Genomic DNA, 14,725 nt, shown 5'->3' on the forward strand with positions numbered 1-14,725 from the left:
GAGCCCGTCCCCGCCCGCACGCAGCCGGGCGGGGACCGGCCGGACCGGAGGGAACTCCCATGGCACAGCCTGCACTCGGGCCGGCAGAAGCAGAAGGCCCGTGTCCCACCCCGCCGGAGACCTCGGTCCATCCGGTGGACGAAAAGCTCCGCCCCTCGCGGCTCGTCCCCGCCGCGCTCCAGCACATCGCCGCCATGTACGCGGGCGTCGTCACCCCTCCGCTCATCATCGGCCAGGCCGTCGGCCTCGACACGGCGGGCATGACCCGCTTGATCGCGGCGAGCCTCCTGATCGCCGGATGTGCCACCATCCTGCAGACCCTCGGCATCGGCGGCTTCGCAGGGAACCGGCTGCCGTTCGTCAACGCCGCGTCCTCCGCCGGAATCGCCCCGATGCTCGCCATCGCCGAGACCAGCGCGCCGGGCCGCCAACTCCCCGCGATCTACGGGGCGGTGCTCGTCGCCGGAGGCTTCTGCCTGGCCGTCGGACCGTTCTTCGGCCGGCTGCTGCGCTTCTTCCCGCCGCTGGTCACCGGCGTCGTCATCACCCTCATCGGGGTCACCCTGATGCCCGTCCCGGTCTCCTGGGCCCAGGGGGGCGACAGGAACGCCACCGACTTCGGTGCGATGAAGTACCTCGCGCTGGCCGCCTTCACTCTCGTCGTCATTCTGCTGATCCAGCGCTTCGGACGCGGCTTCCTCAAGCAGGTCGCCCTGCTCGTGGGTCTGTTGATCGGCACTCTGGCCGCGATCCCGTTCGGGCTCGCCGACTTCTCCGCGCTGAAGTCCGCACCGGTCGCCGCGCTCCCCACGCCCTTCGCGTTCGGTGCCCCGGAGTTCCGGCCCGCCGCGATCCTCTCGCTCTGCATCGTCATGCTCGTCCTGATGACCGAGTCCTCCGCCGGGATGCTGGCGCTCGGCGAGATCTGCGACCGGCGCACCGACGGCCGGACCATCACCCGCGGACTGCGCACCGACGGCATCGCCACCCTGCTCGGCCCGGTCTTCGGGGGCTTCCCGACGAGCGCCTTCGCGCAGAACGTCGGCGTGGTGTCCCTGACGAAGGTGCGCAGCCGCTACGTCGTCGCGGCCGCGGGCGGGGCGCTGCTGGTCCTGGGCGCCTTCCCGGTGCTCGGCGCGGTCGTCTCGCTCGTGCCGATGCCCGTGCTCGGCGGCGCCGGGATCGTCCTGTTCGGCTCGATCGCGGTGAGCGGCATCCGTACGCTCTCCGAGGCCGGCCTCGACGACAGCTCCAACATCATCCTGGTCGCCGTGGCGCTCGGCGCGGGCATCATCCCGCTCGCCGCGCCCGGCTTCTACGCGGGGTTCCCGTCCTGGGCGCAGACCGTGCTGGGCTCCGGAATCAGCGCCGGCGCGCTCGTCGCGGTCCTGCTCAACCTGTTCTTCCACCATCTCGGCACCCACGGTCGCCAGGCCGTGGCACTCAAATCCTCCTAGGGTCCTGCCGTGCCCGCATCGCCGGAAAAGAGAAGGAAGCACCATGGCAGCATCGGCAGCTCATGAGTACGTGGAACGCATCGTCATCGAGAACTGTTCGATCGCGACCGTCGACGCCGACGACACCGAGTACGCCTCGGGCCATGTCGTCGTCGCGGGCAACCGCATCGAGTCCATCGGTGCGGGCCGGGCACCCGAGGGCCTGGAGAACGTCGTACGCCGCATCGACGGCACCGGACATCTGGTCACGCCGGGCCTGATCAACACCCATCACCACTTCTACCAGTGGATCACCCGCGGTCTGGCCACCGACCACAATCTGTTCGACTGGCTGGTCGCGCTGTACCCGACGTGGGCGCGCATCGACGAGCCGATGGTCCGCGCCGCCGCGCAGGGCTCTCTCGCCATGATGGCCCGCGGAGGTGTCACCACCGCCATGGACCACCACTACGTCTACCCGCAGGGCTCCGGCGATCTGTCCGGCGCCATCATCGGGGCCGCCCGCGACATGGGGGTACGGTTCACCCTCGCCCGGGGCTCCATGGACCGCAGCGTGAAGGACGGCGGGCTGCCGCCGGACTTCGCCGTCGAGACGCTCGACGGCGCGCTCGCCGGCACCGAGGCGACCATCGACGCACACCACGACGCCTCCTTCGACTCGATGACCCAGGTCGCCGCCGCGCCCTGCTCGCCCTTCTCCATTTCCACCGAACTCCTGTGTCAGGGAGCCGAGTTGGCGCGCCGTAAGGAAGTGCGCATGCACACCCACGGCTCGGAGACCGTGGAGGAGGAGAAGTTCTGCCACGAGCTGTTCGGGATGGGCCCGACCGACTACTTCGAGTCGACCGGCTGGCTCGGCGAGGACGTGTGGATGGCGCACTGCGTCCATATGAACGACTCCGACATCGCCGCCTTCGCCCGTACCGGAACCGGCGTCGCGCACTGCCCCTCGTCCAACGCCCGGCTCGCCGCGGGCATCGCCCGGGTGCCCGACATGCTCGCCGCGGGGGTCCCGGTCGGCCTGGGTGTCGACGGCACCGCCTCCAACGAGTCCGGCGAACTCCACACCGAACTGCGCAACGCCCTCCTCATCAACCGTCTCGGCGCCCACCGCGAGAAGGCGCTGAACGCCCGCCAGGCCCTGCGCCTGGGAACGTACGGCGGCGCCCAGGTACTGGGCCGCGCCGACCAGATCGGCTCCCTGGAGCGCGGCAAGCTCGCCGACCTGGTGCTCTGGAAGCTCGACACCCTCGCCCACGCCTCGATCGCCGACCCGGTGACCGCACTCGTCTTCGGCGCCGCGGCCCCCGTCACCCTCTCGCTCGTCAACGGCAAGCCCGTCGTCGAGGACAACCACCTCATCACCGCGGACGAGGACGCCATCGCCCGCGCCACTCGCGACGAGGCCCGCCGCCTCGCGCAGATCGCCGCCGGAGCCTGACCCTCCGGAGCACCCCCGATACCGGTCGGCCGAGGGGGACGGCCCTCGGCCGGCCGCCGTGGACCCGAGCGGGGTCCACGGCAGCCGGTGCAGGGGGCGCGTGCTCGCACGCACGCGCCCCCCGTACCGGTGAAGAAAGCTGCCGCACCAGCTGCACGACCTGCCCCTCCTGCACCAACGCACCGCTTGCACCACCTCCCTGACACCCACGTCACCGCAGACGTGCAACCGACCGGAGGAACCGCCGTGGCAGCTACGCCCAGGTTTCGCAACGACGCAGTCGCAGCACCCGACGCCGACCCCCCGCTCGACCCCCTCACCGAACCGGCCTCGGCCGACCGGAAACACCCGGTCGACGAAACGCTCCCCCCACTGAAGATGTTCACCAGCGGTCTCCAGCACGTGGCCGCGATGTACGCGGGTGTGGTGGCCCCGCCGATGATCGTGGGCCCCGCCGTGGGACTCACTCCCAAGGAGACCGCCTTCCTGATGGGGGCGAGCCTCTTCACCGCCGGTCTGGCCACCCTGCTCCAGACGCTCGGCATCTGGCGCATCGGCGCCCGGCTGCCGTTCGTCAACGGGGTCTCCTTCGCCGGAGTCACCCCGATGGTGGCGATCGGAAAGGACCGCGGGCACGACGGCATCGCCGTCATCTTCGGCGCGATCATCGTCGCCGGGCTGCTCGGCTTCCTGCTCGCCCCGTACTTCTGCAAGCTGGTCCGCTTCTTCCCGCCCGTCGTCACCGGCACCGTGATCACCCTGATCGGCGTCTCGTTGCTGCCGGTCGCCTTCAACTGGTCGCAGGGCGGCAACGCCAGGGCCGGTGACTACGGTTCGACGACCAACATCACCATGGCGGCGGTCACATTGGTGATCGTGCTCGCCCTGCGCAAACTGCTGCGCGGCTTCCTCCAGCAGATCGCCATCCTGCTCGGACTGGTCGCCGGAACGCTGATCGCGATACCGGTCGGCATCACCGATTTCGGCGCCATCAAGGATGCCGACCTGGTCGGCTTCCCGACGCCGTTCCACTTCGGGGCACCGCAGTTCGAGGCCGCCGCGATCGTCTCCATGTGCATCGTGATGCTGGTCTGCATGACCGAGTCCACCGCGGACATGCTGGCCCTCGGCCGGATCGTGGGCCGTCCGGCGGACGAGCGGACCATCGAGGGCGGCCTGCGCGCCGACACCCTGGGCAGTGCCGTCAGCCCGCTCTTCAACGGCTTCATGTGCAGCGCGTTCGCCCAGAACATCGGGCTGGTCGCGATGACCAAGGTCCGCAGCCGCTTCGTGGTGGCCGCGGGCGGCGGCATCCTGATCGTGCTCGGGCTGGTCCCCGTCGCCGCGTCCGTCATCGCGCTCGTCCCGCTGCCGGTCCTCGGTGGCGCGGGCATCGTGCTCTTCGGCTCGGTCGCCGCGAGCGGCATCCAGACGCTGGCGACCGCCGCGCTGGAGAAGGGCGAGAACGCGCTGATCGTGGCGGCGGCCGTGGGTGTCGGGCTGATTCCGATCGCGGCGCCGGACTTCTACCACGCGTTCCCGAAGGATCTGCTCGTCGTGCTGGACTCCGGGATATCCACCGGTTGCGTCGTGGCGATCGTGCTCAACCTGGCCTTCAACCACCTCGGAAGGAAGCCGGATCAGGAACCGTCGGAGCCGGAGTCGAGCCCGGCGGCCCCGGCCCCGGTCGCCGCACACTGACGAGAAGAGCACTGTCCGGCACGGCACCGTGGCGCGGACGGCGACCCTCGCGGGTGCTGCCGTACGCGCCACGGCCCAGGCCGGCGTGCGTCAGCCGATGTGGAAGCTGTCGCCGTACACCTTCCAGTCGAGCGGCGGGTTCAGGTCGAGGTTGCCCTTCTTCAGGAAGACCCGCTGGGCCGTGTCCACCCGGCTGGTGTCCGAGTGGGCCTCCTCCTGCTGCATCGCCCAGACCCTGGCGTCCAGGAAGGCGTTGAGGTACGTCACCTCGTTGCCGCCCTGGGCCGGCGGCTTCGCCTTGGTGAGGGCCCGCTTGCGGATGGCGCTGAAGCCGGTGCTGTCGCCGCCGTCACCGTGCATGACGATGGCATCGTAGTACGCGAACTGGCCCAGCGTGCCGATGCCGTCCGCCTTGCCCTGCTTGACGGCAGGGTTGAAGTACACCCGGTCCCGCTCGTCGTTCTGGGCCTGCTTGAACGCCGAGTCGGACGCCGCGGTCACCCAGTCCTTCTTGAAGTTCGGGTCGAGACCGCTGTGCGAGTCGGTGCCGTTGACCTTCCGCAACGCGGGGAGGTACTTCGCGAGGACGTTGCCCGGCTTGCGCTGGGTGTACAGCTCGACGAGGTCGAGCATGTCGCCGGTGCCGGAGCAGAAGCCGATGATGCCCGCGGTGTAGCCGCGGCCGTCGTCGATGTCCTCGATGTACTTGTACTGGGCCTTCCAGTTGAGCGAGGAGTTCTCGGCGCTGGAGACCAACTGCATGGCGATCTCCTTCTTCGCGGGATCGTCGAGCCCGGTCACGGCGGCGGCCTGCCGGGCGACCGTCGTCCGCTGGGGCACCGCCTGGTGCGAGGGGCCACCGGCGTAGGCGCTGACGGGTATCGCCGTGAGGGCCAGTCCGACCGTGATGACAGCGATGCGTACGGAGCGGGTGTTGCGACGTGCGGTGCGCTTATGGGGGGTGTGCACCAGTCCTCCAAAGGGAGTTCGTCGTTCCATCATCTGTTAGGAAGCTTTCCTATCAGGGTGGGGCGGGCGTCGTACACCCCTACGACACAGGTGAGTTGAGAACATTCCGCCGGAACGCGGCAAGGCCCCGCACCGCGCGGCAGGCGCGGTGCGGGGCCGGGACGTGTGGGCCTCAGCAGTTCAGGTACGCCGTGTGGATCCAGACGCCCGTGGGACCGCCCCACAGGTCACCCATGACCCAGTTGCCCTGCTTGCCGCGGTAGTTGAGGTTCTGGCCCCGGTTCACCTGGCCGAGGACCGGGTAGTCGTTGCCCGGTCCGCCGCGGAAGTTCACCCCGTTGTCGTTGACGGTGCAGACCGCGGCCGGTGCCTTCGCGGCCGGTGCGGCCGCGGGGCTCTGCACGGCCTGGGCGGCGGGGCTCACGGCCAGCCCGATACCGGCAATCAGCACCAACGCGGCCGGCATCATCTTCTTCATCATGCGGTTCTCTCCTCCGTTTTCCGGCCCACATCCGCGTGTGCCGTTCGTCGGCCTCAACGGCGTCGCCGACCACCGGGTCACGGGTCCGGATCACCCTCTGCGCAGGAGTGAAAGCGCAGGTCGTGCCACGTGCGTACCGGCGTACGCGGTCAACGCTCCGGATGCTTCCCGTGCCCGTCGATCGCAGGTTTAGCGGGCGTCGATCCGGTAGCTGTCGCCGTACACCCGCCATCGCAGCGGCGTCTCCAGCCCGAGCCTGCCCTCCTTCACGAACACCCGCTGGGCCGTCTCGACCCGGCTGGTGTCGGAGTGCGCGGCCTCCTTCCGCATCGCTGCGACACGGGCGTCGAGAAAGGCGTTCAGATAGACCGTCTCGTCCCCGCCGCGCGCCGGGGGAGCAGCCGCGGAGAGGGCCTCGCGCCGGATCGTACGGAAGCCGGCCGCGTCGTCCGAGTCGCCGTACCCGTGCATCACATACGCGTCGTAGTAGACGAACTGCCCCAGGGCACCGAGTCCATCCGCCTCGGCGCGGGCGACCGCGGGGTCGAAGTACGACCGGTCGCGCTCGGCGTCCTGTGCCGACCGGAAGGCGGGGTCGGCGGCGGCCTCGGCCCAGGCCTCGGTGAACGGGCGGCCCAGACCGTCGTGCGCGTCGCTGCCCCGCACGGCCCGCAGGGCGGGCACGAACCGTGCCAGCGGGCTGCCCGGACGTGCCTTCACGTACCGTTCGACGACCCTCAGCATGTCGCCGGTGCCGGAGCAGAAGCCGATGATGCCCGCGGTGTAGCCGCGGCCGTCGTCGATGTCCTCTATGTACTTGTACTGGGCCTTCCAGTCGAGCGAGGAGTTCTCGGCGCTGGAGACCAACTGCATGGCGATCTCCTTCTTCGCCGGATCGTCGAGCCCGGCGTCGGATCCCCCGTCGGCGGGCCCGCCCGCCGAGCATCCGGAGAGCACGGAGACGGCCATGACGGCGGTGGCGACCGCGGCGGTGAAGGCGACGGGCAGCGGGCGGGGAACGATCTTCATGCCCCAACCCTGCCAGGCCGCGCGGAATGGTCCACACCGATTCGGCTGTAGCGTCATGAGTATGGAAGATCAGTCTGTTGTGGATATCGGCGATGTACGGCTGGCGTATCGGACCTGGGGCGACCCCTTCGGTTCGCCGGTGGTCCTGCTGCACGGCCTCGGCGGCTCGGCCGCGAGCTGGGAGGCGGCCGGGAGCCTGCTCGGCGAGGAGTGGCGGGTGTACGCCCTCGACCTGCGCGGCCACGGTGAGAGCGACTGGCCGGACGAGTACTCCTTCGAGTTGATGCGGGACGACGTGCTCGGCTTCCTCGACGAGTGCGAACTCGACCGGGTGGGCCTGGTCGGCCACTCGATGGGCGGCGTCGTCGCCCATCTGCTCGCCCAGGAGCACGCGGACCGGGTGGAGCGGCTGGTGCTGGTGGAGACCCCGCCGCCGTTCCCGAGCGAGCCGAAGCCGGCCGCCGAGCCGGAGGGGCCGGTGGACTACGACTGGGCCGTCGTCGCTCCCGTCCGGGCCCAGGTGGCCGAGCCCGATCCGGAGTGGGCGGCGGGACTGGGGGAGATCGTCGCGCCGACGCTGATGATCGCCGGCGGCCCGGAGTCCACCATGCCCCAGGGACGTCTGCAGGACATGGCCTCGCTGATCCCCGACTGCCGGCTGATCACGATCGCGGGCGGTCATCGGGTGCACGAGGTCCACCCCGACCAGGTGGCCCAGCAGATCACGGAGTTCTTCACCAGCTGACGGGCCGCGGCGGCGGAGCGCTGTCCTGCGAGTCCTTCGCCGTCGGCCGAGGGCGTTGTCAGTGCCGGGTGCCATGATCCGTTTCATGGAACTCGCACCGTTCTTCGCCGATGTCGACGCCCAGCCGTGGGCCGAGCTGCAGCATGCGTACGGCAGCGCCGCCGACGTGCCCGACTGCCTGCGGGCGCTCGCCGGGGACGACGGGGAAGCCGCGTCCGAGGCGGTCTCCGAGCTGTACGGCAGCATCCTGCACCAGGGGTCGGTCTACGAGGCGACGGCCCGAGCCGTGCCGTATCTGGCACGGCTCGCCGGGGCCGGGCACCGCACGGAGGATCTCCTGGCCCTGCTCGGCGGAATAGCGGAGAGCGGGGACGACCGGGGCGACACCGACGAAGCCGCGTGCCGGGCGGCCGTCATCGGCCAACTGCCCCTGATTCTTCCGGCGGTCGATGCCGAGGAGGCCGGGACGCGGCAGGCCGCTGTGTGGGCCGCGGCGATGACCGGGGCGGCCGGTCGGGTGCTGCCGGTGCTCCGACGGCGCCGGAAGGCGGAGAAGGATCCCCTCGTGCGGGCCGAGATCCTGGGGGCCATGGCCCATCTGGATCCGGCGGGAACAGTTGCCGAGCTGAGCGGGGCCATGGGCGCGGCCGAGCCCGCCGAGGTGCGGATCGCGGCACTGCTCGCGTGCGTGGACGCCGCACTGTCCTGGGACCTCGCGCACCATGAGGCGATGCTGTCCCTCCTGCCCGCGGACGGGCTGGTCGAGGGCCGTCTGGACCTGACGCGGAACGAACCATTGCAGTACGTCGTCGAAGCGCTGCTGCTCCGCGACACCGACGCGGACCGCGAAGCGGCGTACGCCCTGCTCGATGCCGCGTTGCGCAGCCCGCTGCCCGAGGTGCGCGAGGAGGCGCTGTGGGCGGCCGAGACCGCCTGTCGGCTCTCGCGGTGTGCCCCGGAGCGGCTGGTCGCACCCGTGGAGGCGCTGGCCGCCGACCCGGCCTCCGTACCGGCGATGTACTCGCTCCTCAAGAAACTGGGCCCCCACGCCGCGGCGACCGCTCCGGCGCTGGTCCGGCTCGCCGCGGGGGAGGGCGACCGGGCGGACCGGGCCCTGGAAGCGCTCGTCGCCGTGGCGCCGGAGCGGGCCGCGCCGCTCCTGGCACGCGACCTGGGACAGCGCCCACGCGCGCTCGGCGAGGCGTGCGGCTTTCCCATCGGGCGTACGGCCGACGCCTCGTTCCCGTACGACTCCGCACTGCTGGACGCGATCCGTACCAGGCTGGGGGCGGACGACCTCGACGCCAACGAGCCGTTCCTGCTCGTGTCCCTCCTCGCCGCCTGGGGGAGCCGGGCGTCCGCCGCCCTGCCCGAACTGCGCTCCGCGCTGCCGAGGTTCCCGAAAGCCGTTCCGAAGGCGCTGGCCGCGGTCTGCCCACCGGAGCAGTGCGCGGCGACGGCGGAGCTCCTGACCGCCGCGGCTCGCTCCGGGGCGGGGGACGAACGGCTTGCCGCGGCGAGGGCCGTGCGCGAACTGACCGGGGAGACCGGCCCGCTGGTGACGGCGGTCTCCGCCCGGCTCGCCCACGGCGGTCATGGCATCCGGGAGGCCGCGGGCCTGGCCGCCGAGCTGGGCCCGGAGGCGGCCGGCCTGGTGCCCGCTCTGCGGTCCGCGCTCAGCGCACCGGAGGGGGACCGCACCATCCCGCAGCTGGACGGCGACGTCGAGATCGCCGCGGCCCTGTGGCGGATCACCGGCGGGGCGCAGGAAGCGGTGCCGGTGCTGGCCGGAGTGTTCGCGGAAGCCGAACAGCCTTGGATGCGTTGGACGTTCACCCGTGCCTCGCGGGTGGCGGCCCGCATCGGAGCCGAGGCCCGCCCACTGGTCCCCGCGCTGGAAGGCCTGCTGACGGACCCGCTACAGACCCCGGCCGCGGTGCTCGCGCTGCACGCGATCGCGCCCGAGTCCCTCGACGGCCCCCGCCTGGCCGGACTCCTCCTGGACTCCGCGGAGGAGGACGCCGACGCGGTGACCGCGCTGGAAGCGCTCGTCGCTCTCGGTCCCACGGCCCTCATCGAGGACCACCGCCCCCGCCTGAGGGCCCTTGCCGAGCGGGATCTGCGGGTGGTGTCCTCGGGCCTGGAACCGGGGGTGGCTCCGGCCGACGAGCGACTGCGCGAGCAGGCACGGGAGGCGGCGCGCGTGCTCGGCTGAACCGGGCCGCGCCCGCTCGGGCGCGGCCCGCCCACCGGCGTCCGGCAGGGCCGCGTCCGGCCACCGCGTCCGAGGCCACCGCCTCCGGATCCCCGGCCTCGGACGCGCCCCCGGCGGCGTGGGCGGCCCGTCGGCCTCGGCGGGCGGCAGGCCGCCGCCGCCCCGCCCGTCAGTCGCCCGGCTGCCAGTCCGGGCGACGCCCGCTCATGGCGACGGCCCGGTCGACCAGCGGGGCGTCGGCCGCCACCGGAACCGGCGGACCGAAGATGCTTTTCGACCGGGGGACGTCGTCGCTGGGGGTCAGCATGGCCAGCGAGACACGAAGGCTCCCCTCGTCGGGCTCGTACTTCTGGCCGGTGGACCGGGCCAGGTCCCAGCCGTGGATCACCAATTCGTCCAGCACGACCACCGCGGCCACGTCGCCCGGCAGGTCCACGCCGCCGGCCCTGGTCATCCCCTGCCGGGCGGCGGGGGCGCGCCAGGCCGTCACCAGCTCGTCCAGCAGCGTCGGCAACGCCTCGCGCCAGCCCTCGGCGAGAACCGGAAGCGCGGTGTCCGGGGCGGTGTCGGTCATCGGCCCGAATTCCTTGCGCGCCGCGGCGCGGAAGGCCGTGGCCAGCCCGACCACGTGGGCGAGCAGCTCCCGCACCGTGTAGTCGGGACAGGGCGTCGGGCCGGCCAGCTGCTGCTCATGGATGCCGGGAAGCAGGTCGGCGATCTGCCGGGCCGCGGGCTCCAGGTCGACTGTGGGAATCGTCGGGTTCGTATCCGTGTGCTTGTTCATACAGTGCAGACCGCTCCGGCGCCCGCAACTCATCGCTCATCGCACGACGCGTCCCCGGAGCACAATCCGGCTGGGACGATTCAGCACGGCAGGGTCCAGGGTCGGGTCGCCGGCGTACGCGACGAGATCGGCGGGCGCGCCGTCGACGAGGCCCGGCAGGCCCAGCCAGGCCCGCGCCGTCCAGGACGCTGCGCCCAGCGCCGCGTGGGCCGGCAGACCGGCCCGTACCCCGGCCCTCGGCCGGCGGGCCGCGGCACGCACCGGCACCCGGTCCGGGTCGGCCGATGAATCGCCCACGCACACCGGCACATTGCGGAACGTTCCGGTCCGCCCTCTTGTCGGCGAACCCCGCGCCATGCGATACAGGTCTGGACCATTGCCGCCGGATGGAAGGCACGACCGTGCAACGCCCCCACGCAACCACCGCTTCGGTCTGCTCCGCCGCCCTGCTCCTCGCCGCGCTCACCGCCTGCGGCTCCACCCCCGAGGCGGACACCCGCGCACCCACGGTGCCGGGCCATGTGACGGCGCAGGCCGGCAGCGCCACCTCCGTGCACGTCATGTGGGAGCGGGCCTCCGACGACAAGGCGGTCACCGGCTACGAGGTCTACAACAAGGGCGAGAGGGTCACATCCGTCCCGGCGGCCAAGGTGATGACCGACGTCGACGGGCTGACCGCCTCGACCGCCTACACCTTCACCGTCCGGGCCCGTGACGCCGCCGGAAACCTCTCCGCCCCGAGCGCCGCCGCGACCGTCACCACACCCGCCCCGACCCCCGCCGACCACGAGCCGCCGACGCGGCCGGTGAAGCTGCGCGGCACCGCGGACGGCAGCCGGGCGGTGAACCTCTCCTGGGGCGGCTCGACGGACGACGTCGGCGTCACCGCGTACGACATCTACCAGGAGGACTCCCGGATCCACAGCGTGCCCGGCACCAGGACGACGGCCCATCTGACCGGACTGCGCCCCGGCACCGTCTACACCTTCACCGTCCGGGCCCGCGACGCCGCCGACACCTCCTCGCCGGACAGCAACGCCATCGACCTCACCACCGCGTCCGCTCCGGGCGCACCTGCCGGCACCGCCCCCACCGACCTGCGGATCAGCAACCATGTGCGGGGCAAGGAGTACGCCGTCGACCTGAACTGGAAGCAGCCCGAGACGGGCGGCGAGATCCCCGCGTACCAACTCTTCATGGACGGCAGGCTGACCACCACGATCGTGTGGGGCGCCACCCCGCCCGCGGGCCGGGCGAGTTACCGGCTCACCGTCGGCGACCCGCGCGGTACCCGCTACTCGATGAAGATCCGCGCCAAGCTCCCGGACGGGAAGTGGGGGGACTTCTCCGCCCAGCGCACGGTCGTGCTCGGCGACTGAGCCCGTGGAAGGTCCATCGGTCCCCCGGGGCGCGGGCGGCGGTGACGGGACGTCCCCCACCGGATCAGCCGGAGACGCGCACGGTCTCCACCCACCTCGGGGGCTGCGGGGCGTCCGCGCCGATGAGCGCCGCGACGAGCCGGCACGAGGGGGCCTCGTCCGGCCAGGGGGTGCAGCCGTCGGTGAGGACGACGACGATGTTCGGGCGGTCCCGCGCGGCGAGAGCGGCGGCGATGCCCACACGCATGTCGGTGCCGCCGCCCCCACCCAGGGTGATCTGCTCGGCGGACGTCACCCGGGACACGCTTCGCACATCGGCGTCGCAGGCCAGCACGGTGACACGGTTGCCCCGGACGCCCACCTCCCGCAGTACCCCGGTGACCTCCGCCAGCGCGGAGGCGAGTTCTTCGTCACCCATCGACCCCGAGGTGTCGATGACGACGGCGACCCGGGGCAGCGGACGGCGCAGGCTGGGCAGCACGACGCCCCGGAGTGCCGCACTGCGGCGGGACGGGCGACGGTAGGTGTAGTCGATCGCCCCGGCGGCCCACGCCGCGGCCTCCCGGACCGCGCCCGCGAGCGCCTGCCGCCAGTCGACGGTGGGCTCCAGGATCTGGTCCGCCCAGCGTTCCCAGCCCGCCGGGAGGGTGCCCCGGCTGCGCCGGTGCGCCCGCATGGCCTCCGCGGTGTGGCGCCGCAGCGCCTCCGCCTCGACCGGACCGAGACGGGTCGGACCGTCGGCCCCGGTCAGCTCCCAGGGCACCGGCCGCCCGTGGGCGCCCGACCCGCAGTCGAGCGAGTCGGGGCTCGGTGGCAGACCGGGGAGATACGCCTCGAAGAGCTGTCCGGTCGGCAGCCCGAAGAGCCGGGGCTCCATCCGGCCGGCCGGCAGGGGCAGCCCGTCGGAGATCAGGTCGTCGTTGATCTCGCAGTCCTGGGCCACGTTGAGGCGGTGGTGGTCGCGCTGGTCGGCGGCGGGCAGCCGTTCGGCGCGTCCATGGTGGTCGCGCAGCAGATGCGCCACCTCGTGCAGCCACACCGCCGCGAGCTCCGCCACCGGTGTCGCGTCGACGAACGCGGGTGACACGTAGCAGCGCCAGTGCCGGTCCACACCCATGGTCGGGACACCGGTGCTCGAAACCACCGTCAGGGCATAGAGGGCCGACGCCAGGTAGGGACGATCGGTCGCCGCCCGGTAGCGGGCGGCGAGCAGCTTGGTCATGTCCAACTGGGGCCGCTCCGGGGCGGTTTCCGGTTCAGGCACCGGTGTTCCCGGCTCAGCCGCTCTGCGGCAGCGCGCCGGACAGCTGCAGCAGTTCCACAAACGCGTCGATGCCCTCCGGCACCGGCCAGTCGGTGTCCCGCATCGTCGCCAGGTCCACCGCCGCCCTGGCCGCCACATCGGGCACACCCGCGTCGACGGCCTTCGCCAGCACCGTCCAGCCCGCCTCCCAGCGAGGCCTGGTGAGATCGCCCTGAACCGCCGCGACGACCGCGATGAGGAAGGCCAGCTGCCGGTCGCCGCGTTCGGGCAGGGCGAACGCGGCGGGGTTCGCCAGCACGCGGTCGGGATCGGGCAGGTCGAGGTTCTCCAGGTAGGACAGCAACTCGATGCCCGCGCCGTCCCCGACGGCCCCGGTCAGCGCGGCGGCCAGCGCCTCCCGCCCGGCGCCCGTCGCGTACCCGGTGGCGAGCAGCCGCAGCGCCATGTCCCAGGTCCGGGGGGACGGCCAGGCCCGGCCCCGGCTCTCCGCGTCGGCCGGAATGTGATGGACGAGCCCCGGCCGCGCGGTCAGGAAGCCGGACACCGCGCCGCGGGCCCGCGCCGCAGAACCCGCGACCCTCGTGGCATCGACGACGGGGACGGCCACCTCGGGCCATGTACCGGCCATGCCGCGCGCGACGGTGCGCGGGTCGTGCGTCCACTGGAGGTGCACGAAACGGTTGGCGAGCGGCGGGCTGAGGTGCCAGCCGTCCGCCGCGCTCGACGGCGGATTCGCCGCCGCCACGATGCGTACGGACTCCGGCAACGTCAGGCTGCCCACTCGCCGTTCGAGCACCACGCGCAGCAAGGCCGCCTGCACGGCCGGGGGTGCGGAGGACAACTCGTCGAAGAACAGCAGCCCCCGGCCCGTCCGCGCGAGCCGGACCGCCCAGTCCGGCGGGGCCATCGGGACGCCGGTCACCGCCGGGTCGTCACCGACGACGGGCAGCCCCGCGAAGTCGGAGGGCTCGTGCACACTGGCGATGACCGTTTCGAGACCGAGGCCGAGCCCGGCGGCCAGCTGCTCCATGCCGGCCGACTTGCCGATGCCCGGCTCGCCCCAGAGCAACACGGGTTGATTGGCCGTCACCGCCAGTGCCAGTGCCTCCAGTTGGGGGTTGACGGCGGCTTCGGTCCGCGTGGTGCGCAGCCGGCGATTCAGCTCGTCGGCGGCGTCCAGCGGTCCCGCCGCGGAGCTCGGGTGCGGCGGGACGGGCGGCTGTCCCGGTACGGCGGGAGGCGGTGGTGCAAGGGGCTGTC

At 72.4% G+C, this 14,725-nt stretch carries 13 protein-coding genes; 6 read left to right on the forward strand and 7 right to left on the reverse strand.

Annotated elements, in window-relative coordinates:
* Nucleotides 1–59: 59 nt before the first annotated feature.
* The 3 genes from ACF1B9_RS17130 to ACF1B9_RS17140 all read left to right on the forward strand — a co-directional run bounded on the left by ACF1B9_RS17130 (nt 60) and on the right by ACF1B9_RS17140 (nt 4,599).
* On the forward strand, nt 60–1,457 hold the full coding sequence (locus ACF1B9_RS17130; RefSeq protein WP_391740628.1) for a nucleobase:cation symporter-2 family protein: 1,398 nt from the start codon (nt 60–62) through the stop codon (nt 1,455–1,457).
* A 43-nt stretch (nt 1,458–1,500) separates the two neighbouring features.
* Nucleotides 1,501–2,898, forward strand: a complete 1,398-nt coding sequence (locus tag ACF1B9_RS17135) for an 8-oxoguanine deaminase (protein ID WP_391740629.1) — start codon at nt 1,501–1,503, stop codon at nt 2,896–2,898.
* Between the two features lie 246 nt (nt 2,899–3,144).
* A complete protein-coding gene (locus tag ACF1B9_RS17140) occupies nt 3,145–4,599 on the forward strand; it encodes a nucleobase:cation symporter-2 family protein (RefSeq protein WP_391740630.1) in 1,455 nt (484 codons plus the stop codon).
* A gap of 90 nt (nt 4,600–4,689) precedes the next feature.
* Here ACF1B9_RS17140 and ACF1B9_RS17145 read toward each other — a convergent pair whose 3' ends face one another.
* The 3 genes from ACF1B9_RS17145 to ACF1B9_RS17155 form a co-directional block, all read right to left on the reverse strand.
* Nucleotides 4,690–5,568: a chitosanase gene (locus ACF1B9_RS17145; protein WP_391740631.1), complete on the reverse strand. Its 879-nt coding sequence runs from the start codon at nt 5,566–5,568 to the stop codon at nt 4,690–4,692.
* A 172-nt stretch (nt 5,569–5,740) separates the two neighbouring features.
* A complete protein-coding gene (locus ACF1B9_RS17150) occupies nt 5,741–6,049 on the reverse strand; it encodes an SH3 domain-containing protein (RefSeq protein ID WP_391740632.1) in 309 nt (102 codons plus the stop codon).
* A 189-nt stretch (nt 6,050–6,238) separates the two neighbouring features.
* Nucleotides 6,239–7,078 carry a chitosanase gene (locus ACF1B9_RS17155; protein WP_391740633.1) on the reverse strand — a complete coding sequence of 280 codons (840 nt, stop codon included), beginning with the start codon at nt 7,076–7,078 and terminating at the stop codon, nt 6,239–6,241.
* A gap of 61 nt (nt 7,079–7,139) precedes the next feature.
* Between ACF1B9_RS17155 and ACF1B9_RS17160 the strand changes: the two genes are divergently transcribed.
* Nucleotides 7,140–7,823, forward strand: coding sequence for an alpha/beta fold hydrolase (locus ACF1B9_RS17160; RefSeq protein ID WP_391740634.1), 684 nt, complete (start codon nt 7,140–7,142; stop codon nt 7,821–7,823).
* 85 nt (nt 7,824–7,908) lie between these two features.
* Nucleotides 7,909–10,038, forward strand: coding sequence for a hypothetical protein (locus ACF1B9_RS17165; RefSeq protein WP_391740635.1), 2,130 nt, complete (start codon nt 7,909–7,911; stop codon nt 10,036–10,038).
* 169 nt (nt 10,039–10,207) lie between these two features.
* Here the strand turns inward: ACF1B9_RS17165 and ACF1B9_RS17170 are convergent, their stop codons facing one another.
* Together ACF1B9_RS17170 and ACF1B9_RS17175 are read right to left on the reverse strand one after the other, a co-directional pair.
* Nucleotides 10,208–10,822: a TIGR03086 family metal-binding protein gene (locus tag ACF1B9_RS17170; protein ID WP_391740636.1), complete on the reverse strand. Its 615-nt coding sequence runs from the start codon at nt 10,820–10,822 to the stop codon at nt 10,208–10,210.
* A 36-nt stretch (nt 10,823–10,858) separates the two neighbouring features.
* The gene (locus ACF1B9_RS17175) at nt 10,859–11,119 is read right to left on the reverse strand and encodes a hypothetical protein (protein WP_391740637.1); all 261 of its coding nucleotides are present in this window, start codon (nt 11,117–11,119) and stop codon (nt 10,859–10,861) included.
* Between the two features lie 89 nt (nt 11,120–11,208).
* Here ACF1B9_RS17175 and ACF1B9_RS17180 point away from each other — a divergent pair, with 89 nt between their 5' ends.
* Entirely contained in the window at nt 11,209–12,201 is a 993-nt protein-coding gene (locus ACF1B9_RS17180; protein WP_391740638.1) for a fibronectin type III domain-containing protein, read from the forward strand.
* 64 nt (nt 12,202–12,265) lie between these two features.
* Here ACF1B9_RS17180 and ACF1B9_RS17185 read toward each other — a convergent pair whose 3' ends face one another.
* Entirely contained in the window at nt 12,266–13,423 is a 1,158-nt protein-coding gene (locus tag ACF1B9_RS17185) for a VWA-like domain-containing protein (RefSeq protein WP_391740765.1), read from the reverse strand.
* 55 nt (nt 13,424–13,478) lie between these two features.
* Complete coding sequence (locus ACF1B9_RS17190) at nt 13,479–14,645, reverse strand: sigma 54-interacting transcriptional regulator (RefSeq protein WP_391740766.1); 1,167 nt, start codon at nt 14,643–14,645, stop codon at nt 13,479–13,481.
* Nucleotides 14,646–14,725 lie beyond the last annotated feature (80 nt).

Origin of the sequence: Streptomyces sp. NPDC014727, assembly GCF_043083485.1 — a bacterium.
Classification (GTDB): Bacteria; Actinomycetota; Actinomycetes; order Streptomycetales; family Streptomycetaceae; genus Streptomyces.